General features: G+C 53.4%; 18 protein-coding genes and 1 other annotated feature. Of the genes, 14 read left to right on the top strand and 4 right to left on the bottom strand.

Annotated features, from left to right (window positions below):
• Positions 1 to 107 precede the first annotated feature (107 nt).
• The 5 genes from NWF35_RS12855 to holA all read left to right on the top strand — a co-directional run bounded on the left by NWF35_RS12855 (position 108) and on the right by holA (position 4,020).
• On the top strand, positions 108 to 407 hold the full coding sequence (locus NWF35_RS12855) for a hypothetical protein (RefSeq protein WP_301239595.1): 300 nt from the start codon (positions 108 to 110) through the stop codon (positions 405 to 407).
• A 45-nt stretch (positions 408 to 452) separates the two neighbouring features.
• Positions 453 to 1,391 (top strand): ComEC/Rec2 family competence protein, encoded by a 939-nt coding sequence (locus NWF35_RS12860; RefSeq protein ID WP_301239596.1) that lies wholly within the window; start codon positions 453 to 455, stop codon positions 1,389 to 1,391.
• Positions 1,392 to 1,734: 343 nt separating this feature from the next.
• Entirely contained in the window at positions 1,735 to 2,277 is a 543-nt protein-coding gene (locus NWF35_RS12865; RefSeq protein WP_301239597.1) for an RNA polymerase sigma factor, read from the top strand.
• The gene (locus NWF35_RS12870; protein ID WP_301239598.1) at positions 2,274 to 2,972 is read left to right on the top strand and encodes a zf-HC2 domain-containing protein; all 699 of its coding nucleotides are present in this window, start codon (positions 2,274 to 2,276) and stop codon (positions 2,970 to 2,972) included. Before NWF35_RS12865 ends, NWF35_RS12870 begins: the two co-directional genes overlap by 4 nt.
• Positions 2,973 to 2,997: 25 nt before the next feature.
• Positions 2,998 to 4,020: a DNA polymerase III subunit delta gene (gene holA, locus NWF35_RS12875; RefSeq protein WP_301239599.1), complete on the top strand. Its 1,023-nt coding sequence runs from the start codon at positions 2,998 to 3,000 to the stop codon at positions 4,018 to 4,020.
• 293 nt (positions 4,021 to 4,313) lie between these two features.
• Here the strand turns inward: holA and NWF35_RS12880 are convergent, their stop codons facing one another.
• On the bottom strand, positions 4,314 to 5,615 hold the full coding sequence (locus NWF35_RS12880; RefSeq protein WP_301239600.1) for a phytoene desaturase family protein: 1,302 nt from the start codon (positions 5,613 to 5,615) through the stop codon (positions 4,314 to 4,316).
• A 142-nt stretch (positions 5,616 to 5,757) separates the two neighbouring features.
• Between NWF35_RS12880 and NWF35_RS12885 the strand changes: the two genes are divergently transcribed.
• Entirely contained in the window at positions 5,758 to 6,255 is a 498-nt protein-coding gene (locus NWF35_RS12885) for a 2-thiouracil desulfurase family protein (protein ID WP_301239602.1), read from the top strand.
• Between the two features lie 120 nt (positions 6,256 to 6,375).
• Complete coding sequence (locus NWF35_RS12890) at positions 6,376 to 7,452, top strand: NAD(P)H-dependent flavin oxidoreductase (protein ID WP_301239604.1); 1,077 nt, start codon at positions 6,376 to 6,378, stop codon at positions 7,450 to 7,452.
• A gap of 179 nt (positions 7,453 to 7,631) precedes the next feature.
• On the opposite strand, the gene NWF35_RS12895 is transcribed toward NWF35_RS12890, so the two are convergent.
• A complete protein-coding gene (locus tag NWF35_RS12895) occupies positions 7,632 to 9,137 on the bottom strand; it encodes a M1 family metallopeptidase (RefSeq protein ID WP_301239605.1) in 1,506 nt (501 codons plus the stop codon).
• Positions 9,138 to 9,449: 312 nt separating this feature from the next.
• Positions 9,450 to 9,956 (bottom strand): CcdC family protein, encoded by a 507-nt coding sequence (locus NWF35_RS12900; protein WP_301239606.1) that lies wholly within the window; start codon positions 9,954 to 9,956, stop codon positions 9,450 to 9,452.
• Positions 9,957 to 10,143: 187 nt separating this feature from the next.
• Positions 10,144 to 10,365 (top strand) — a binding site (T-box leader).
• A 45-nt stretch (positions 10,366 to 10,410) separates the two neighbouring features.
• Between NWF35_RS12900 and trpS the strand changes: the two genes are divergently transcribed.
• The gene (trpS, locus tag NWF35_RS12905; protein ID WP_301239608.1) at positions 10,411 to 11,403 is read left to right on the top strand and encodes a tryptophan--tRNA ligase; all 993 of its coding nucleotides are present in this window, start codon (positions 10,411 to 10,413) and stop codon (positions 11,401 to 11,403) included.
• Positions 11,404 to 11,520: 117 nt separating this feature from the next.
• Here trpS and rpsT read toward each other — a convergent pair whose 3' ends face one another.
• A complete protein-coding gene (rpsT, locus tag NWF35_RS12910; protein ID WP_212772780.1) occupies positions 11,521 to 11,787 on the bottom strand; it encodes a 30S ribosomal protein S20 in 267 nt (88 codons plus the stop codon).
• A gap of 153 nt (positions 11,788 to 11,940) precedes the next feature.
• Between rpsT and gpr the strand changes: the two genes are divergently transcribed.
• From gpr to hemW, 6 genes are all read left to right on the top strand, one after another.
• Positions 11,941 to 13,068 (top strand): GPR endopeptidase, encoded by a 1,128-nt coding sequence (gene gpr, locus NWF35_RS12915; protein ID WP_301239610.1) that lies wholly within the window; start codon positions 11,941 to 11,943, stop codon positions 13,066 to 13,068.
• A gap of 109 nt (positions 13,069 to 13,177) precedes the next feature.
• A complete protein-coding gene (gene spoIIP, locus NWF35_RS12920) occupies positions 13,178 to 14,341 on the top strand; it encodes a stage II sporulation protein P (protein ID WP_301239612.1) in 1,164 nt (387 codons plus the stop codon).
• Positions 14,342 to 14,490: 149 nt separating this feature from the next.
• Positions 14,491 to 14,856 (top strand): DUF3679 domain-containing protein, encoded by a 366-nt coding sequence (locus tag NWF35_RS12925; protein ID WP_301239613.1) that lies wholly within the window; start codon positions 14,491 to 14,493, stop codon positions 14,854 to 14,856.
• 235 nt (positions 14,857 to 15,091) lie between these two features.
• Entirely contained in the window at positions 15,092 to 17,281 is a 2,190-nt protein-coding gene (locus tag NWF35_RS12930; RefSeq protein WP_301239614.1) for an anthranilate synthase component I, read from the top strand.
• 551 nt (positions 17,282 to 17,832) lie between these two features.
• Positions 17,833 to 19,656 carry a translation elongation factor 4 gene (gene lepA, locus NWF35_RS12935; protein WP_435873895.1) on the top strand — a complete coding sequence of 608 codons (1,824 nt, stop codon included), beginning with the start codon at positions 17,833 to 17,835 and terminating at the stop codon, positions 19,654 to 19,656.
• Between the two features lie 139 nt (positions 19,657 to 19,795).
• Complete coding sequence (hemW, locus tag NWF35_RS12940; RefSeq protein WP_435873907.1) at positions 19,796 to 20,989, top strand: radical SAM family heme chaperone HemW; 1,194 nt, start codon at positions 19,796 to 19,798, stop codon at positions 20,987 to 20,989.
• The last annotated feature ends 2 nt before the right edge of the window (positions 20,990 to 20,991 follow it).

Here is a 20,991-nt window from a genome sequence, read left to right on the forward strand (position 1 = left end):
AATCAAGAATTTTTAACCGGTCCTTAACCAATAGGCAACCGTTTTTGTCGAATCAGGAGGGTTCGTCTGCGATTGCAATCGCCGACAGAGTTGCAGATGGTTCGCGCTTGGACGAGTGGGACGCTGCTGACGGTGAAGGGTGTACGGTTGTCTCGCCCGGACCCGGCGAAAATCCTGGCGGTTTTGATGCGCGATCGTTTTATCGCCGTCAATTCGTGCATTGGATCGCGACAGCGGACGGGCTTCGCGAGGTGTCGGCGAAACCACCGCCCCCATGGCATGTATTCGCATGGTCAGACCGGATTCGGCGTAGCGGGGCTGAAATCCTGACACAAATGTATCCGGCAGAGATCTCCGGTCTGATTCGCGGATTGGTGCTGGGAGAGAGAAAAGCGGTGCCGGAATAGTCATGGATATGGTGTACGGCATACGCGGCGGCATGTGTATACGCATTGTACGCATGGACGGGCAATGCGCTTCATCCCCATCGGCATCGCTGGTGTTCGGCGGTGTTGCTTACGGGTCTGATCTGCTACTCTTATCATCCTTTTCACGGGGAGACTGAGGCGCGCATTATCTTTCTCGACGTAGGGCAGGGGGACTGCGCCGTCATCGAGACACCGCGAGGACAGGTCATCGTAGTGGACGGCGGCGGGATGGTGTCTTTTCCGCAAAAGTCATGGCAACGGCGGCAACATCCCTACGACGTGGGAGAGAAAACGTTGGTTCCGTATCTGCGTTATCGCGGCATCCGGCATATTGACTACCTCATCATGACGCACGGGGATACGGACCACATCGGAGGATTGCAGAAAGTGGTGGAACAATTCCCCGTTCGCCTCGTCCTGCGTAATCCCCACCCACCCCGTACAGCGACGGAACGGAAATTGATGCGCACTTTGATCGAACACGGTGCCCGCATCACCGCACCTTCCCCCGGAACGGCATGGACTCTGGAACCGGGGGTTACATGGCAGTTTCTCCATCCCGATCCGGCTCATCTCTCGACCGACGGGCGGACCAACAGTGATTCCATTGTTTTTTTGCTGCAGATCCAACACTTTCGATTGCTGATGACGGGGGACATCGAGCAGGAAGCGGAAGCGGACATAGTGGGAAAGTGGCGCTTTCCACCGGTAGATGTGCTGAAAGTGGCCCATCACGGAAGTCGTACATCGACAGGTGAATCATGGCTTGCGCACGTCCGGCCCGGTTTTGCCGTGATCTCGGTCGGCCGGCACAACCGGTTCGGCCATCCGGCTCCGGAAGTGATTCGCCGCTTGCAAAGCCATCGGATTCACGTGTGGCGGACAGACCGTGACGGGGCGGTGACCATCCGGATTCGTCCGGCCGGTTGGACGGCGGAGACAACATTGTCGGTGGCTAGATGACATCACATCGGATGGTTGGCCGTTGCAAACAGTCGTGTCATTGTTCTGGGGCGTGTCTGGTTATTCCGTAAGGGAGAAATGTTTTCCTATGCGAGTGATTGACCAAGCCATGTCTTAGCGAAGACTCGGGAAGCGCAGGATTGACTTGGACAGTATTCACCAGGCAAGCCCTAAAAAAGCGATCTTCTTCCTGTGAGTGTTCTTCTCGGATCGGACCGGCTTGTCCGTCTATGGTACAATGGGGAATGAATTTGCTCCCGGGAGAGCGTACCGCAGTCCGGATTCCAAGAAAATAGCAACCTTTGATACCCCAGGACCGTCTGGTAAATTAGGAGGGATAGATGTGGTCGAAGCGGAATGGGTCAAACGGGCGCAAGCCGGCGATCGCGAGACCATGATCCGGCTGCTGCGGGAAATCGAGACACCTGTCTACCGCACGGCCTATTATCTCCTGGGAAATGAGCAGGATGCGCTGGACGCGACCCAAGAAGCACTGCTGAAGATCTATCATCGGATTTCCACTTTTCAGGGGCAATCCCGCTTTGAAACTTGGGCGCAACGCATTGTGACCAACATTTGTATCGATCAGTTTCGCCGCAAATCGAAAGTGGTACCGATGCCGGAAGAGATGCAACCGGTGGATACCGAGGCGGAACAGGCAGTGCACCAATCCCATTTTCATTCGGATCTGAAAATGGCCATTTCGCAATTGCCTGATCAACAACGAACGGCTGTCGTGTTGCGCTATGTACACGACTACAGTTACCAGGAAATAGCAGAAACGATGGATTTGCCCATCAATACCGTAAAATCCCATTTATTTCGCGCGCGCAAACAATTGCAAGTGCTGTTGGCGGAATACAAGGAAGGGGGTGTCGCACGATGAGGTGTGAGGACGCGCTGGAATTGATTCAGCGGAGTTTGGACGAGGAATTGTCCGAGGCGGAACAGGAACGTCTCCAATCCCATCTGTCCGTGTGCACCAGTTGTTCGGATTTTCAATCGCGGCTGAAGCGACTGGATGAGCATTTATCTCTCCTACCCCACGTCCATCCGCCTGTCAGCGTGGTCGACCGTATCCTGCCACAGTTGGAAAAACCAATGCCGACACGTACCTTCCGCAGATGGTTCACCAAAATGGGATGGATCAGCGGGGGGATCGCTGCAGCGATCGCAATCATAATCGGTGCCATCTTCACCCAATGGGGGATACCGGAAGAGCACACGCCTCCAAAACCGCCGGTTGCGACAAACCCATCCGGTGGTACCTCAGCGAAGGACCATCCCTCCTCCGGCCAACAACCTGTTGTCGGAGCATCCGTGGAGGATACGGGAGACAAGGCCGAATGGTCGCCCCATCGGCGCTATCAGGCGGTGGTATCCGGCAACCGCGTAGAAGTGCGTACAAGAGAAGGGAAGTTGTGGTATCGCTCTTCCGCTTGGCAAAATGGAGGCAAAGCCCAACTCAGTTGGGCCGATGATCGCAAGCTGATCGTTCTGATCGTTTGGCATGGAAAAGACGGTCAAGCAAAATCGGTGTTAAAAAAATACGATGTGGTTCACAAACAAGAAGAAAAGTAGAAGGCGGAGCAGGGGGGACTGCTGAATGTACCGCACTTTGGCGCGGGAGATCATGAAGGGGCATATTGAGCCGGTTTATTTGTTATACGGCAAAGAAAGCTTTTTGATCGAAGAGATGGTTCACTTGTTGCGTAAACATGTCCTGCCTTCGGAGGATCCTTCCTTTCATGAAGTGATCCTGGACTTGGAGGAAATCCCGGTGCAACAGCTGGTGCAGGAGGCGGAAACCCCCTCATTTTTCGGTGGGCGCCGGTTGGTGATCGGTAAAAATGCATGGTTCTTGACTGCGGCCAAAGGGAAGGACAAAGTGGAGCACCAACCGGAAGAGCTCCTGCGGTATACAGAAAATCCCTTGGAATCCAATGTCATGGTATTGATCGTACCCGCTGAAAAACTGGACACACGAAAAAAAACGGTGAAAGCGTTGGAAAAAAACTGTTGCACCGTCGCTTTTCCCCCATTGGAAGAAAAGGAGTTGCCGGGCTGGGTGGCCAAACGGCTGAAACAAGCGGGTGCATCAGCCCAACCGGAAGCTGTTCGGCGGTTGATCCAGTTGACGGGGAACGATTTGCGCATGTTGGATCAGGAATGCAAGAAACTGGCCGCCTATGCCGGGAGTGAGGAGATCACGTCGGAGATGGTGGAACTGCTGGTTCCACGGACATTGGAACATGACGTATTCAAACTGGTGGATTGTGTCGCGCGGCAGAAAACGGACGAGGCGCTGTCCATCTTGTACGATTTGTTGTATCAGCGGGAGGAACCGATTCGAATCCTCGCCTTGCTGATTCGCCAGTACCGAATCATGTTGCAAGTGAAAGTGTTGGTTCAACAAGGAAAATCGGAGCGCCAGATTGCTTCCATCCTTGGGTTACACCCGTACCCGGTCAAACTGGCTGTGCGTCAAGGGGAGGCATACTCCGAGAAAGCGCTGCGCTCCTTACTGTTGGAAGCCATTGAAACTGATCAGGCCGTCAAGTCAGGAAAAATAGACAAAGTGTTGGCATTGGAACGGTTTTTGATGGCGCAAACACCGGAGCTGGTTTAATCACTTCCGAATATAATCATCTTCTGATGTCATCAGAAGATCAAGGTCACCCCAAACCGGGGGCGTAGGTGCGGGTAAAGACCGTTTTCCATGAGAGAAAAGTGTCCTCGACTAAATTGCTGCGCGTTCCAGGTTCTTCGCTCAGTAGGGCTGGGTCAGTCGTTTGACAGAAATGTGGGACCTGCTTGTCTATCAAGGGGGTCGTCGGCAAACGCCCTGAGAGTTTGCCGAAAAAAGATTGAAATAAAAAGATCCTGAGGGGGTTACCCCCCCTCAGGTTGATGGAACTCGTTCTATTGACCCATGTGTTGCTCGCCCCGATGTGCCAGGATCCGATTGGTGACGTTATAGGCCGAGCTGAAGGAAAGCTCGGATAATTGTCCCTCCCCTTGACACCAATCACCGGCAAAATATGCATTGGCGATGCTGTAGAATTTGGTCGGCATCAACCGTTGATCGTCGATGCACTTGATTTCCTGTACGGTGGCACGTTTCGAAATTCGCTTGGCTACTAATACATCTCGCCAACCCGGGAAGTGTTTGTCATAAACGGATTCGATCGTCGCCACTTTTTCATCCGCTCTGTTTTGTTCGATCTCATCCTGGGTCAGATAAGCAACGGCCTGCATCAGTTGACCGCCTTCCGGGATACATGTCTCATCGTAATAGGAGATGTCGGTGATAAATACGCGTTCCCCTTTATGGTAAATGTAAGTATAAGGGCTTTCGATCCGTTTGCTGAGACCGACATCGTATACGACAACTTGATTCGGAACGTATCGACTGTATTCTTCAAACAACGGCGCAAATCGCGTTTCGCCGAACAGGGTAAGCAATTCTTTGGGTGGAATGCAGAAAATGAAATGATCGGCGTGATAGACCGTATCTTTCCCGTGGACCGCTGTGACGCGGTTGCCTTCCGTCTCCACTTTTTGCACTTTTTCTTTGGTCAGGATCCGACCGCCGTTTTTAGTGAGAATATCCGCAAAACCATCCACAATGGATTGCCAGCCGCCCCCGATGTAGGCTACAGCGTGATGGGTGGCAAATAATCGGCTGTAATATTGGAAAAATAGCGGGGACGGTATTTTCTCTGGCTCATTGGTGAAAAAGTTGGAGGATGCAAGCGTTAACAGCAAATCGCGCAAAGGTTCCGGCTCTTTTTTCAGATATTCGCCTATCGGAACCCCGTCTTCCCCCCGTTCGATATGGGTTAGTGTTTTGATCACTTCATAGGCGAAGCGTAATTTGTTTTTGTTGTCCAGGATTTTGGTTTGAAATAGCCGTTCCAAGGTAGACGGCATCGGGGTTGTGAACGATCCCAGATCGTAATACGCTTTTTTGGGGGAGAAATCCCGCCAGTTTACCTTGAGATCCAACTCGTGTTCGTATTTACGCAAGATACTTTTGTCACGGGCGTAAATGGCATGAGCTCCAAAATTGAAATTAAACCCTTTCATCGGGATGGTGATCGCCCGACCACCCAACTTTGGTGATTTTTCCAACAGCGTGACTTCGTAACCATGGTAGGCCAAACGCGCGGCCGCGCTCAACCCTGCCAATCCACCACCGACGACAACTACTTTTTCTGACACGGATGACACACTCCTATTCTGATTGACCACGAAGATAAAGCGTTTTCCTATTCCATAGATTATTGTAACAAAGTTGCCACCCCCTCGCGTAGGGGATAATGGATGTTTGAAAGTTCCGTTTTCGTTTCAGGAGGTAAAGGAGATGGATAAGAAAGATCGGGAGCGCATTTCCCCGATGATCGTCAGCGCTTGTTTTGCCGGGATTCACTGCCGTTTTGACCAAAGGCACAACCGGATCGATGCCATTCAGCGACTGGTTCGGGAAGGGCGGGCGATTCCCATTTGTCCCGAACAGATGGGCGGTCTGCCTACCCCACGCAATCCGGCGGAGATCGTCGGCGGTGACGGAGACGATGTGCTGGACGGCCGGGCCCGTGTCGTGGACAACCATGGGAATGACGTGACAGAAGCATTCCTGGCCGGAGCACGTGAAGCGTTGGCCATGGCAAAGGCGATCGGCGCCAAAAAAGCGATTTTGAAGGAGCGGAGCCCGTCATGCGGCAGTTGTGCCATTTACGATGGGACTTTCAGCAAAACGTTGAAGTCAGGGATGGGGGTAACCGCTGCATTATTGCGAAGGCACGGAATCGAAGTCGTGTCGGAAGAAACATGGGAAGAAAAAAAGGATGCACAAGATTAAATCCGTACTGTATGTCGCAATTCAGGAGGGAGGGGATGAATTTCCCCTGTTTTTTATTTTTGAGAATTAAATTACTATGATGAAAATGAACGACAATACCAACAAAGGGGAGAGGGGCCCATGTGGTCGGAAACCGAAGTCGTGCGCAGATTGGGTGTGCAATATCCCATTATCCAGGCAGGGATGGCGGGAGGTCCTGCATCGCCGGAGTTGGCCGCGGCGGTTTCGGAGGCAGGGGGATTGGGAACACTGGGGGCCGGTTATTGGACGGGTGAACAGTTGCGGGATGCCGTTCGTACCGTGCGCCGGTTGACCGACCGCCCGTTTGCCGTCAATCTGTTCGCCCCGGAACCTTATGAAGTGTCAGCGGAGGAGATTTCCCGTGTTCAAGAGAAAATGCGTCTCTATCGAAAAGCATTGGGATTGTCGGAACCACAAGTTCCCCAACAGTTTGCTCCGTCGTTTGAGGAACAGATAGAAGTGGTGTTGGAAGAACGGGTGCCCGTATTCAGTTTTACGTTTGGCAAGTTGGAGGCCGAATGGATGCAGATTTTGAAGGGCCGCGATGTGGTGGTGATCGGCACGGCGACCACCGTGCGGGAGGCGGTCACGTTGGAGCAGAGTGGTGTGGATATGGTAGTGGCCCAGGCGTTCGAGGCGGGCGGCCATCGGGGGACGTTTTTGAGCCGGTTTGAGGAAGCGATGATCGGCGGGATGGCGTTGATCCCGGCGATGGTGGACGCCGTCCGCATCCCGGTGATTGCCGCAGGCGGCATCATGGACGGTCGGGGAATCGCTGCGGCCTTGACCTTGGGGGCGCAAGGCGTGCAATTGGGCACTGCGTTTTTGACCTGCCGGGAGAGTGGCGCCCATATGTTGCACCAGCAAGCGGTGCTGTCTGCTACCGAGGAGAGTACGACGCTGACGCGCGCTTTCTCCGGCAAGCCTGCACGAGGTATCCGCAACCGGTTCATCGAGGAGATGGCGGATGTCGAAGTACCCGATTATCCAATACAAAATGCGTTGACCCGTGAGATCCGACAAGCGGCAGGCAAGCAGGGACGCCCCGAATTTCTGTCGATGTGGGCGGGACAAGGCACCCGATTGAGTCGGGAGACAACGGCAGAAGCGTTGATACAGGTATTGGTGAAGGAAACGGAGGAAGCGGTTGATCGGTTGGCAAAGTCAGTGCGTTGAGCTTGTGAAGTGCGGAGGGAAAAATCGCCACCTTTTCCTATATCCTATCGAATGGGGTGTGTCGCACTCCACGGTTTGAAGCGGCCTTGGTTTTCATTGATGCCGGGCAGTTTTCAACATGCTGGCCGCTCCGATCGGAGCGGCCAATGTATGGTTCACTTCTGCTACACCCTTTTTACTTACTCCTGGTTATTGACATACACTCGGTGGTTGACGAAGAAATCGTGCAAATCCCGCCCGCTGGTTAGCTGCATGATCCGGATGAAGTCCCGCGTGGTGGCCACACCAAACTTCTCGGCCCGGAACCAAGCCTGCATGGCGCGGTAGAAGGTTTCGTCGCCCAACTCTATCCGCAATTCGTTCAACGTGCGGGAACCGTATCCATAGATCATTTGGTAATAAGCATCGATGCCGCCCTCATCGGCGTGCTGGACGAAGGTGGAAACGGGGGAGGAGACGTGATAGTATTCTTCCTTGGTCGGTTCCGTCGTCAACCCGTCCAGATGATTCATATAGAGCGCCGCGGCAAAGGTAGCAAACGATTCGTCCAGCCACGGTTCATCATATTCGTTGTTGCCGATGACCCCGTAAAACCACTGGTGACCGATTTCGTGTGCCGTCACCGACTTCACCCATTCCTGGGTGCGGTTGTCGCTCAGGCTGATCATGACCAGCTGGGGATATTCCATCCCGCCAAACCATCCTTCCATGCTGACGATGTCCAGCTCCGGCCACGGATATGTCCCGAACTTTTCATTGTACAGGGCAATGCTGCCGCGGCCCGCTTCCAACATCGCATCGGCATACTTGGCCTGCCGATCGGTATAGTACACGTTGATTTTCACGTTACCGACCGAAGTCTGCCGGACATGGTAGTTCGGGTCCAACTCCATGGCAAAGTCGCGGACATTTTGGGCTCGGAAATGGTAAGTGGCCAGGTCTTTGTGGAAGATGGTTTTGCCCACTTGCGTGCCGGTCGCCGCCACCACCTGGTTGCGGTCGGTAGTGAACAGGACATCAAAATTCCCGGTCAAAGAGTAGAACGATTCCCCGTAAGGGAAATAGGGATCGGTATTCCACCCTTCTTCGTCATAGACGGCTAGGATGGGAAACCAGTTGCCGAGTGAAACGGTGGTGCCATACCATCCGAACCGGTCTTGCAATTCAGGCACTTTGACGGTAAAGTCGATTTGCACTTCCGGTTGACTGTTGGGGGCCAAGTTCAGGCCGGTGATGTGAAGCGCGGTTTCGTTCAAGGCAAATGCGGCCGGTTTTCCGTTTACCTTGACGGATTGGATTTCCGTGCCTCCGCCGACTTCCGTGAAATCTCGTGCGTTGGCCCACACGTTGAAATACAGGTCATGGAGTGTAAAACCGAGATTGTTGCCAAACGTCACGTTCATTGTTCCGGTGATCGTATGACGGTTGGCGTCATAGGTGACGTTCATCCGGTAATGAGGGCGGGCGGGACCGAGTAGATGGTCATTCGTGTGGGCGGATGACTTCGTCCGAGGCATCGCTTCCGCATGCAGATGCGGATTGGCCGGTTGATAGATGCCGGGAATGTCCGCCGGGTCCGTCGCAGGTTGTGCGTGTGTGACGGCAGGAGATAGCGGCCAAGTAACGGTCCATGCCAATAGGAAAACGGTTGTGGTGAGTACAGACAGCAATCTTGTTTTTTTCAAATGGCATCCCTCCTCTTTTAGGGATATCTTTCTACTCGGAGGGAACAATTCCTTGGGACTATTGCACTATTTTTAGAAAAATAAAAATCAGGAGTATTGATAAGGTGCTGGAAAAGTGTCTTGCCATTCCGTTAAGCAGATATGTTTCCCTCCTTATCAAAGGGGAGGATTTTTTGATTCGATAGGCAAGGGTACGGCCAGTCTTCGGTGTTATTCTATTTTTTATCATATGATTATTCAGTCAAAATCGGGTAGGAAATAGAAAAAAAGAGCCGGCAGGCTCCTAGATTTTGATCAAACCGGTTCCATCTTTCAGTCTACATGATGCGATTCAGTCTTGATCTTTTTCAGCAATCGCCGATACTGGATATACATCGCCACCCGCCACGGCAGGATCATGCCGAAAGCGAGGATGAAGAAGACCGCACCCGTCTGCGGAATGGAAAAAAGTTCCTCCACATAGCTGTGCAAGCCGAGACGCAGGATCAGCAGCCCGAGCAGGATAAAGATGAACGCTTTGGATCGCTTCAGATAGATATCGCCGTCGACGACATGAAAATGGGATGTGCGGATCAGCGGGTAGGAGAAAAACACCGCGCCGGCGAGAAAAGCGATGATTCCCCAGGTGACGGGGATATGGGTCGACGGGTAGAGGAACATCAGAAACCCCGTGCTCATGGCGATCGGCGGCAGAATGATCTTTTTGGCTGATGTCGGTTTTTTGGTGGCACGCAACCGGATCACGACAAAAGTCAGGGCCATGACGATGGATCCCAGCGTTGCCGCAATGTGTACCGGCTTCACTCCGAAGGCTTGCATGGTCAACCCTCCTACTTGAACATCGAAATCGTAACATACCAGCCTGGGTTTGTAAATATTTCGGTAAGTACGGTTGCATTCGGCGCCATTTCTTGTTATCTTGTTTATCAAGAGTAAGCGGGAATGCCCAGCCCTTTAGGGTTGGGCTGAAAGTGAGCGTCAGACGCAAACGGACAATCGGATACCGACAAAGGCGAAGAAGAAGAAGAGTAGCGCGGATCGGCCCGTTCAGAGAGTTGACGGTGGGTGCGAGTCAACCGGGCTCCCGCGTGAATGGGCTTCGGAGCTGTTTCCCGAAAGGACGATCAATCGTCCCAGTAGGCGGAACCGGTCGCAGACCGTTATGGCAATCAAGTGCGCCGTTGTCGGCGAAACAGGGTGGTACCGCGAGGAATGCCTCGTCCCTATGGGGATGGGGTTTTTTTATTTTAGGAAAAAGGAGCGTGAATGGTTAATGAAACGGATGTTGTCTGGCATTCAACCGACGGGAAATCTGCATCTGGGCAACTATCTCGGTGCGTTGAAGCGATTTGTGGAATTGCAGGATGAGGCGGAATGCTTCTACTGTGTGGTGGATCTTCATGCATTGACTGTACCGCGTGATCCTGATGAGTTGCGGGAGAAGACATTGGAAGTGGCGACGCTGTATCTGGCGTCCGGCCTGGACCCGAAAAAAGCGACACTGTTCGTACAGTCCCATGTTCGTGCGCACACGGAAGCCGGTTGGTTGTTGCAATGCGTTGCCCGTATGGGCGAATTGAACCGCATGACGCAATTTAAGGAAAAAAGCCAGGGGTCCGAAGGTGTGGTCGTCGGTTTGTACACCTATCCCGTCCTGCAGGCGGCGGACATCGTGCTGTACCAAGCGGACGCCGTTCCGGTGGGAGAAGACCAGAAACAGCACTTGGAATTGGCGCGCGACTTGGCCGAGCGGTTTAACAACCGGTACGGGAAAGTGCTGACACTGCCGGAACCACTGATCGGGAAGGTCGGTGCGCGTATCATGGGATTGGACAATCCGGTGAAAAAGATGAGCAAAAGTGCCGGAAGTGAAGCCAACTACATTGCGCTCCTGGATGAGCCGGATGTGATCGTGAAGAAGATCAAACGGGCGGTGACCGATTCGGAGAACCGCATCGATTATGATCCGGAGAACAAGCCGGGGGTCAGCAACCTGTTGGCCATTTACAGCCTGATCGCGGGACGGTCGATCGAGGACACCGTCCAGCATTTTGAAGGAAAAGGATACGGGCAGCTGAAGAAGGAAGTGGCCGAAGCTGTGGTGGAACATCTCACACCGATCCGCGAGCGTTATCACGAACTGCGGCGCTCGGGGGAAGTGGAGCGCGTACTGGCCGAAGGTGCGGAAAAAGCGAATGCCATCGCTGATGAAACGCTGGCCAGGATGAAGGAAGCGATGGGGTTGGTGCCGCCGTTTAGCCGGTAATGCAGGTGGACATACCGCCAAGTCTTTTCAAAAGCATGAAGGTCCGGGCGATCTGCCCGGACCTTCTATTATGTCTGATATCAATAATAAAAGCCGACCCTGCGTGGGGTCGTCCGATTAACCGTTCAGGGCGTTCAATTTTTGAGCCAAGCGGGATTTCTTCCGAGCTGCGGCATTTTTATGGAGAAGGCCTTTGGTGACGCCTTTGTCCAATTTCCGGGAGGCTTCGCGCAACAACACAGCCGCTTGTTCCTTATCCTTGGCTTCCACTGCAGCCAGGAATTTTTTGATGGCCGTACGGATAGCAGATTTTTGGGCCGCGCGATGCATCCGGCGTTTTTCATTGGTTTTCGCCCGTTTGATCGCAGATTTGATGTTCGCCATGATTTCACCTCCTGCAGATACCACCATTGCGTCCCTTAGCGTGCAACATGCTAAATTGTAGCACGGCATTGGGCAAATTGCAAGCTTGGAATAATGAGGGGGAATGTATGGCAAAAATAGGATGTATCTGAGCGAGAGGAGCTGATCACCAACATGGCGCATGACACAAACAAACGGGACGAAGCCAATGATCGGCCAAAGTTGGATTTGAGTGCGTTGGCCATTCGCACAGACCTCGCGCGGGAAGCTCATGATTTAGCGTTGAAAGGTCGCGAAGAAGGGGAAATCCCCGGTGTGCGAATGGAAGAATACGAGGAGGATGGCATCAAAACCAGCTGGATTTGGGTGGAGAGCGAAGAGGGAGCCCGTGCACTGGGAAAACAGCAGGGGACGTATCTGACACTGGAAGTACCGGGACTCAGAAGCAAGGATTCAGAATTGCAACATCGGGTGGCTGTCCATTTCTCCGAGGAATTTTCCCGTTTTCTCGAAGAGTCGGGGATTGCCGAAGACGACAAGATCCTGGTCGTTGGGTTGGGCAATTGGAACGTGACTGCCGATGCACTGGGACCGTTCGTCGTGAAACACACACTGATCACCCGCCACCTGTTTCAGCTGATGCCGGAACAAGTGGAGGAAGGGTACCGTCCGGTCAGCGCCATTTCGCCGGGGGTGATGGGGACAACCGGGATCGAGACCAGCGAAATTGTGCGCGGCCTCGTGGAAAAAACGAAACCGGATGCTGTCATCGCTGTCGATTCGTTGGCATCGAGGGCATTGACGCGGGTCAACACTACGATCCAAGTGGCGGATAGCGGCATCAATCCCGGTTCCGGTGTGGGGAACAAACGGAAAGCATTGAACCGTGACACGTTGGGTGTGCCCGTGATTGCGATCGGGGTACCGACAGTGGTGGATGCGGCGACGATTACGTATGACACGATCGAATTGGTGATGTCGCACCTTCATCGTGAGATGAACCAAAAAAAGCCGGCCAACCCGCTAGACCCGCTGAATCGGCCCGATTTGAAAGAGTTGCAGAATCAGAAAGTGGATGAAGCAGCCAAGAACCGGTTCCTGGGATTGATCGGCGGGCTAAGTGATGAGGAAAAACGGCAGTTGATCCACGAAGTGCTCTCACCGTTGGGGCAAAACTTGATCGTCACTCCCAAAGAGGTAGACGATTTTATCTCCGATATCGGCAAACTGGTGGCGGACGGAATCAATTGCGCATTGCACGAATCCGTTACCATCGATAACGTCTCGGCGCATACAACCTGACGGTACACAGCCGTTTTTTCTATCAATTCACTTCGTTTCTCATAGGTTCTACCTTGTCCCTTTCTTTCATATACCTGGGATAAGACAAGGATGATAGAGGGGGAGAGGAATGCGCCACCGTTATCGAGGTTTTGCTACGTTGAACATGTCCGGACCACGTGAACGCCAATCATTTGTCCTGCTGATTCTGGGAACAGCGTTGGTTTTCATTTTTACCGGCGCTTTCGCCATGTTGGAGGCAGAACGGAGCGCACACTCTTCCGATATCGGCAGATTGACCACTCACCTGTCAGCCGACACGTTGTTGTGGGCGATGGGCAGAGAGATTCCGTATTTGGCGACGATGAGGGACAAGCAGGATGATGGGCGGATGTCCCGGCTCTTTTTTGAACTGGCCACCAGCATCGATCCAAAGGACCCCCGCACATTTATCGGGCGGGAATTACCTGGATTCTCTTTGTTTGATACGGAGATTGTCGTAGCCGGAAAGGGCGTCAAATATACGGATGTGCCCATCGAATCAGAACCGCCGCCGGATTTGGCGAAAGAACTGGAGCGACAATCCGAAAGGGTAAAGGACCACACCCCGTCTGATCGTGTGGATAAGCCGTCACCTTCATCCTCCGTCAAGCGTGTTTTCATCTACCAGACGCATTTCAGCGAATCGTACCTGCCGGATTTGGGCAGGCGTGATCCCGACATGGCTTATGACTGGGACAAAAACGTGATCATGGTCGGCAAGCGTTTGGGAGAGGAGTTGGAACGCTTGGGAATCGGCACAGAAGTCTCCACCGCGCATTACAAGGAACCACATCCCAAACTATATCGCTCTTCCCGCAAAACTGTACTGGCGGCGATGCGGCAAAATCAGGATTTGCAATACTTTATCGATATTCACCGGGATTCGCAACGCAGGGACAAAACCACCACGACGATTGACGGAAAGCCCTACGCCCGCATTTCGTTCGTCATTGGTACGGCACATGAGGATTGGGAACAAAATCTGAAGTTGGCCCGTCAACTGCACAACAAACTGGAATCCTTGTATCCGGGGTTGTCCAAAGGCGTATTTCTCAAAAACCGTGCCACGGGCAACGGCGAATACAACCAATCCTTGTCGCCGCGGAGTATTCTGGTGGAAATCGGCGGGGTGGACAACAGCTTTGTTGAAGTGTTCCGTACCACCAAAGCGCTGGCCCGTGCGTTTGCGGATCTGTATTTCCAAACCGAACCCGTGGACGCCCGGACATCAGCACCAAGTGGCTCTCGATAGAGGGATGTCTGTCTATTCGTTGGTCCTTTAGGAGGGTGGCCTGATTCCCGCGAGCGACCTTTGAGTTGTTAAAGAGAAAATAGGGAAACAGGCTCATCCTGATGAGAATGGATTGATCCGATAGTTCTGGAATGGTCAGGTGATGCGAAATGAGATGGGCGGCACAAGTGACCGCGCTGTTGATGGTGTTGATGTTCGGGGTGTTTCTGGGCATCGACACGGCTGAACAAAACATCCAAAAAATACAGGGCAACGAAGGAGCGCCACGGGCGGTTCACATCACGCCGGAAAATGGCAGGGTGGAAATCTCGGTGATGGGACATGTGGTGGAAACGGAAAACCCCGTTTCCCAGGAGAATGTCCAACGGGTGAACCAAGTGAAGCATTCAGTGCAACAGAACAGCGGCATACTGGCCAAGATGGGCAATGAGATGGGCAGCGGCATCCGTCAAGGAGCGAGGAAAGCGATCGAAGTGATTGTGGGATGGTTGGATTCAAATGACAAAAATCGATGATATCCATTGATGGAGAAAGTCATTCCGTGGTATAGTGACAATCAAACAAAACGGAGCAGAGCCAGGAAGAGCCGAGCGGAGCCGAGTAGAGACGAGTCGGAGAGAAAGAAGATCTTGATCGCACGGTACCAAGGGCGTGTCCGGTATAGGATGCTGTCCTGAAGAAGGTTTTTTATCCTTACCTCCCAACTCCCTCGCTTTCTCCTGTGCTCCTCCCTGACAAGGAGGAACTCTCGTGTCTCTGTTATCCGCAGTCACATCCACAGAAGTATTGAGTTACCGGACCAAAGGGGGCGTGGAGATCCGCAGGTTGACGGAGCCTGTCGCACCGGCGGATGCCATGGATGAAGTCTCCCGTTCCATCGACAGGCACAAAGGCATTTGGTTCTCCAGCTGTTACGAATACCCAGGTCGGTACTCCCGATGGGACATCGGTTTGGTGAATCCTCCGTTGGAAATCCGCGGCTTCGGGCGCGCCTTCGAGGTAAGGGCGCTTTGGGAGCATGGCGTTGTGTTGCTGGAAGCTGTCAAACATGCACTGCAACATGTACCTGACGTGCGATTGATGCATGTGGACCACCATTTGCTCCGGGGAACGGTGAGAGAGCCGAGACCGGACGACATGCGGTGTGAAGAGGATCGGACGCGTTTGCCGTCCATTTTTACCGTTATCCGGGCGATCCGCGATTGGTTTTTCTCCGATGAGGATGCTTTTCTCGGGTTGTACGGCGCATTTGGTTACGATCTGGTGTTCCAACTGGAACCGATGAAATTAAAGCATCGCCGTCGACCGGATCAAGCCGATTTGGTTCTGTACCTGCCGGACCGGATTGCAGTGATCGATCACCAAATGGCGCGTGCATATCATCTTACCTATCAGTTTGTAGTAGATGGAACATCCACGGAGATGCTGCCCAAGTGTCCGATCTCGATCTCAACAGGAGCAGCAATGTCGCGAATGGTTCCGATCCGATCGGTGAAATCGACCCCGGACGGGCATTATCCGGAGCTGGTGCGGAAGGCCAAACAGGCGTTTCTTAAGGGCGATTTGTTTGAGGTGGTGCCGACGCAGATGTTCACCGCTGATTGTGCCGCTGCCCCGACCCGGGTATTTGACCGGCTGAAGCAGATCAATCCGAGCCCTTATTGCTTTTTGATCCATCTGGGTGATGCCCACTTGGTGGGCTCATCGCCAGAAATGTACGTTCGTGTAGAGGGGGATCGGGTGGAGACGTGTCCCATCTCCGGCACGATCCAGCGTGGTTCGGACGCATTGGAGGATGCCGAGCAGATCCGTCGGTTGCTCAATTCCACCAAGGATGAAGCAGAATTGACTATGTGCACCGATGTGGACCGCAACGACAAGTCCCGTATTTGCGAACCGGGGTCGGTTCAAGTGATCGGTCGGAGACAGACGGAACTGTATTCGCACCTCATCCACACCGTGGACCATGTGGAAGGACGGTTGCGTCCGCCGTATGATTCGCTCGACGCATTTATGACGCATATGTGGGCAGTTACGATCACAGGTGCGCCGAAACGGGCGGCGATCCGGTGGATTGAGGAACATGAGGACAGTCCGCGCGAATGGTACGGCGGTGCTGTCGGATATCTTGCGTTCAACGGGGATATCAACACCGGATTAACTTTGCGCACGGTGAAATTGCAGTCGGGACAGGCGTGGGTGCGTGCCGGGGCCACATTGCTCCACGACTCGGATCCCGAGGAGGAGGACCGGGAGACACGGGTAAAAGCAGCCGCTCTGTTGCAGGCGATTCAAGAGGCCGGTGATGAGCCGCCGACTGTCTTTTCGGCCGAACGGCAGACCGGACGTGGCAAATCGATCCTGTTGGTGGATCATGAAGATTCGTTCGTTCACACATTGGCAGGGTATTTCCGTCAGACAGGAGCAAAAGTGATCACCTTGCGGTCGGATGTGGCACGAAATGCCCTGTTGCGGGAAGACTTCGACCTGGTGGTGTTGTCGCCGGGGCCGGGACGTCCGGAGGAATTTGCATTGAATGAAACGATCCGTTTATGCCTGGAAAAACAATTTCCCATGTTCGGTGTCTGTCTGGGATTGCAAGGGCTGGTCGAACATTTCGGTGGTGAACTGGGAATTTTGCCCGAGCCGTTGCACGGAAAAAAGCGTACCGTGTCCATCAAGCACGCGAGTCCGTTGTGGAAAGGTGTGCCCGAAACGTTTACGGCCGGTTTGTACCATTCGCTATATGCATCCCGCGTACCCGAGGAACTCCGTGTGATCGCCCGTTCCGAAGATGACATCGTGATGGCGGTCGAACATCGGTCACTACCGATTTGGGCCGTACAGTTTCACCCGGAGTCCATCATGACGGCGGGCGGCTCCGTGGGACTTACCATCATTGAAAATGTGATGGAGATGTTACCGGTCCGAACGGGATGACATCTGCAGCCAGTAGGCGGCTGTTCAAGTTATTGTAAACGTCCGTGGGTTCCCGTCTCCGCTCCACACCCGACGGGATATTCGGGCTCTTGTCAGGTAAATCCATGAGGGAGCAAATGCTTTCCCAGGTGAGCGACTGACCGAGCCCGGCCGAGCGAAGACCCGGAAAGCGCAGGAATGAAATCGCGCGCAACTTCCTCTAAGCGAAGCGTACTTGCCCGTGTCCTGCGCTCCGGGGCGGAGCGGACATGACCTGTTTCCTTGCAGGGCACAGATGGAGTGATCCCGGGAAAGCAATTGGACAGTATTCACCAGCTAAAAGAGGGTGGCCGTTTTCTCGCGAGCGACCTTTGAGCGTTTAACGTTGCTGGAGTGAGAGGAAAAACGGTGTCCTCAAAATCACGAGTGGTCCAACTACTTTGTCAGCAGGCTCGGCCAAGCCCACAAGGCTTGGCCGTTTTCATGATACCGGGCCAATTGATGATGCATATGTTCCCTGATATAATATAAAAATGCAGTCTTTGTGCGTTGCCCGTGCAGGAGGGACACAAGTGGAGAAACGGAATCGGCAACAAAACATACGCAACTTTTCCATTATCGCTCATATTGACCACGGAAAATCAACCTTGGCCGATCGGATTCTGGAGTACACCGGCGCACTGAGCGAACGGGAGAAGACTGATCAGTTTCTGGATCAGATGGATTTGGAACGGGAGCGCGGCATTACAATCAAATTGCAGTCGGTGCGCCTTAACTATCGTGCCAAGGATGGAAAAGAGTATATTCTCAACCTGATCGACACGCCGGGACATGTGGACTTCACATATGAGGTTTCTCGCAGCCTAGCTGCGTGCGAAGGAGCTCTCCTGGTCGTCGACGCGGCGCAGGGTGTGGAAGCGCAAACGATGGCCAACGTATACCTGGCATTGGAAAATGATTTGGAAATCATCCCGGTCATCAACAAGATCGACCTGCCCAGCGCCGAACCGGAGCGGGTAAAAAACGAGATTGAGGAATTGATTGGATTGGATGCCAGTGAAGCAGTGCTGGCTTCCGCCAAGACGGGGGTCGGGATCGAAGAAATTTTAGAGCAGATCGTCGAAAAAGTGCCCCCGCCCAAGGGAGATCCCGATGCGCCGTTGAAGGCGCTCATCTTCGACTCATTATACGACTCCTACAAAGGCGTCATCGTCTACCTGAGGGTAGTTGAAGGTACGATCAAAAAGGGCATGAAGATCAAGATGATGTCCACCGGCAAAACGTTCGAAGTGACGGAAGTGGGTGCATTGACTCCGCATCCGGTGCTGATGGACGAATTATCGGTGGGTGAAGTAGGTTTTCTGGTAGCAGGCATCAAGAACGTGAAGGATACCCGTGTCGGGGATACCATCACTGATGCGGAACGTCCGGCCGCCGAGCCGTTGCCGGGATACCGGCGAATCAATCCAATGGTGTTTTGTGGCATGTACCCGGTTGACTCCGCCGATTACGACGACTTACGCGAGGCACTGGAAAAACTGGAGTTGAACGATGCATCCCTGCGCTATGAGCCGGAGACGTCGACCGCGCTCGGATTCGGATTCCGATGCGGATTTTTGGGGTTGCTCCATATGGAGATCATTCAGGAGCGGATCGAGCGGGAGTTCGGCATTCCGCTGATCACCACCGCCCCCAGTGTGGTGTACCGGGTTCATCAGACCGACGGCACCGTGTTGGATATCGAAAACCCGACACATATGCCGCCCCAGCAGAAGATCGATTATGTGGAGGAGCCGTATGTTCGGGCCAGCATCATGACGCCCAATGACTACGTGGGTGCAGTCATGGAGCTGTGCCAGAACAAACGGGGCGATTATATCGACATGCAATATCTGGACAACAACCGAGTCAACATCATTTATGAGCTGCCATTGGCCGAAATCGTCTATGACTTTTTCGACCAACTGAAGTCGGGTACCAAAGGATACGCATCGTTCGATTACGAGCTGATCGGATATAAACGATCCAACTTGGTGAAAATGGACATCCTGCTCAACGGCGAGCCGGTTGACGCGCTTTCGTTCATCGTTCACCGCGACAAAGCGTATTATCGCGGACGGCAGCTGGTGGAAAAACTGAAAGAGCTCATCCCGCGGCAAATGTTTGAAGTACCCGTTCAGGCGGCCATCGGCAACAAGGTGATCGCCCGTGAAACGATCCGCGCTATGCGCAAAAACGTGTTGGCCAAGTGCTACGGCGGGGACATCACCCGGAAACGGAAGCTTTTGGAGAAACAAAAAGAAGGGAAAAAACGAATGAAGGCTGTGGGCAGTGTGGAAGTGCCGCAGGAAGCATTCATGGCCGTATTGAAAATGGACGACGGCAATAAAAAATAAACGGAAGCGGGAGCCGGTTTCCCAGCCGAGCGACTCTAGCCGACCGGCTACGGAGTGAAGGCGGGACAGAAGGCTCCCGCATCTTTTTCCATGCAATCAAATGGCCGAACGGACTGTCAAAACTGAAACGAGCCGTCGCATCTTGACGTTTTTAGAAAGGGGGTCACTCCACGTGGCACCGCAAGCGGTTTATATTCATATCCCCTTTTGTACCAACAAGTGTCACTACTGCGACTTTACCGCATACGTAGTAAAAGGTCAGCCCGTTGATGATTACTTGTCCGCCCTGGAAAGGGAGATGGAACGGACGGTTGAGCAGCATCCGCCGAGAGAGATTCGATCGGTTTTCATTGGCGGGGGCACACCCACCGTTTTGTCTCCCCGGCAGATGGAACGGTTGTGTGTGGCAATCCGGCGCTATTTTCCCCGTTGGGCGACTGATATGGAGTTCACGGTGGAGGCCAATCCGGGAACGACCGAGCCGGAAAAGTTGACGGCGATGCGCGAATGCGGGGTCAACCGCATCAGCTTCGGTGCCCAGACATTCCGTGACGACCTTCTCCGGAGAATCGGACGCATTCACACGGCGGAAGATGTGTTTCGCAGCGTGGAGCAGGCCAGACATGCCGGTTTTGATAATTTGTCACTCGATTTGATTTTCGGTTTGCCGGGCCAGACACTCGCCGATATGGAAGAGACGCTGAGAACAGCAATATCGTTGCGTCCCGATCACATCTCCACCTACAGCCTCAAGGTGGAGGAAGGGACGTTGTTTTACACATTGTATCAGCGGGGAGAGCTTCCGCTCCCACCGGAGGAAGAAGAGGTAGAGATGTACCAGCTGACCCGGCGGATACTGGGTGAGGTAGGGTTGAACCAGTACGAAATCAGCAATTTTGCCCATCCTGGAAAAGAAAGCCGTCACAATCTGACGTATTGGCGCCATGAGGAGTTTTACGGACTGGGGGCGGGTGCCCATGGATATGTGGGAGGCGTCCGCCATGCCAATGTGCGGGGGATTCGGGAGTACATCGAAAAAACGCGGCGGGGCTTTCCGACTGAAGAGGTTCACCACGTTTCTCGAGCCGAAGCTATGGAGAATTTCATGATATTCGGTTTGCGTGTGTTGAGTGGAGTGGAAGAGAGTGAATTTGAACGGCGTTTTGGTTTACCGTTGGACCGCGTGTTTGGCTCAGTTCTGGCCGCATTACAACAAAAAGGTTTGTTGGAGATCGAAAGTGGACGGGTTCGCTTGACGGAGCAGGGACTGCTCTTTGGCAACGAGGTGTTTGCCGCGTTCCTTGGAGAAGCTGAAAACACAAGTATAGATTGACA

This window comes from Polycladomyces subterraneus, from assembly GCF_030433435.1.
GTDB lineage: Bacteria > Bacillota > Bacilli > Thermoactinomycetales > JIR-001 > Polycladomyces > Polycladomyces subterraneus.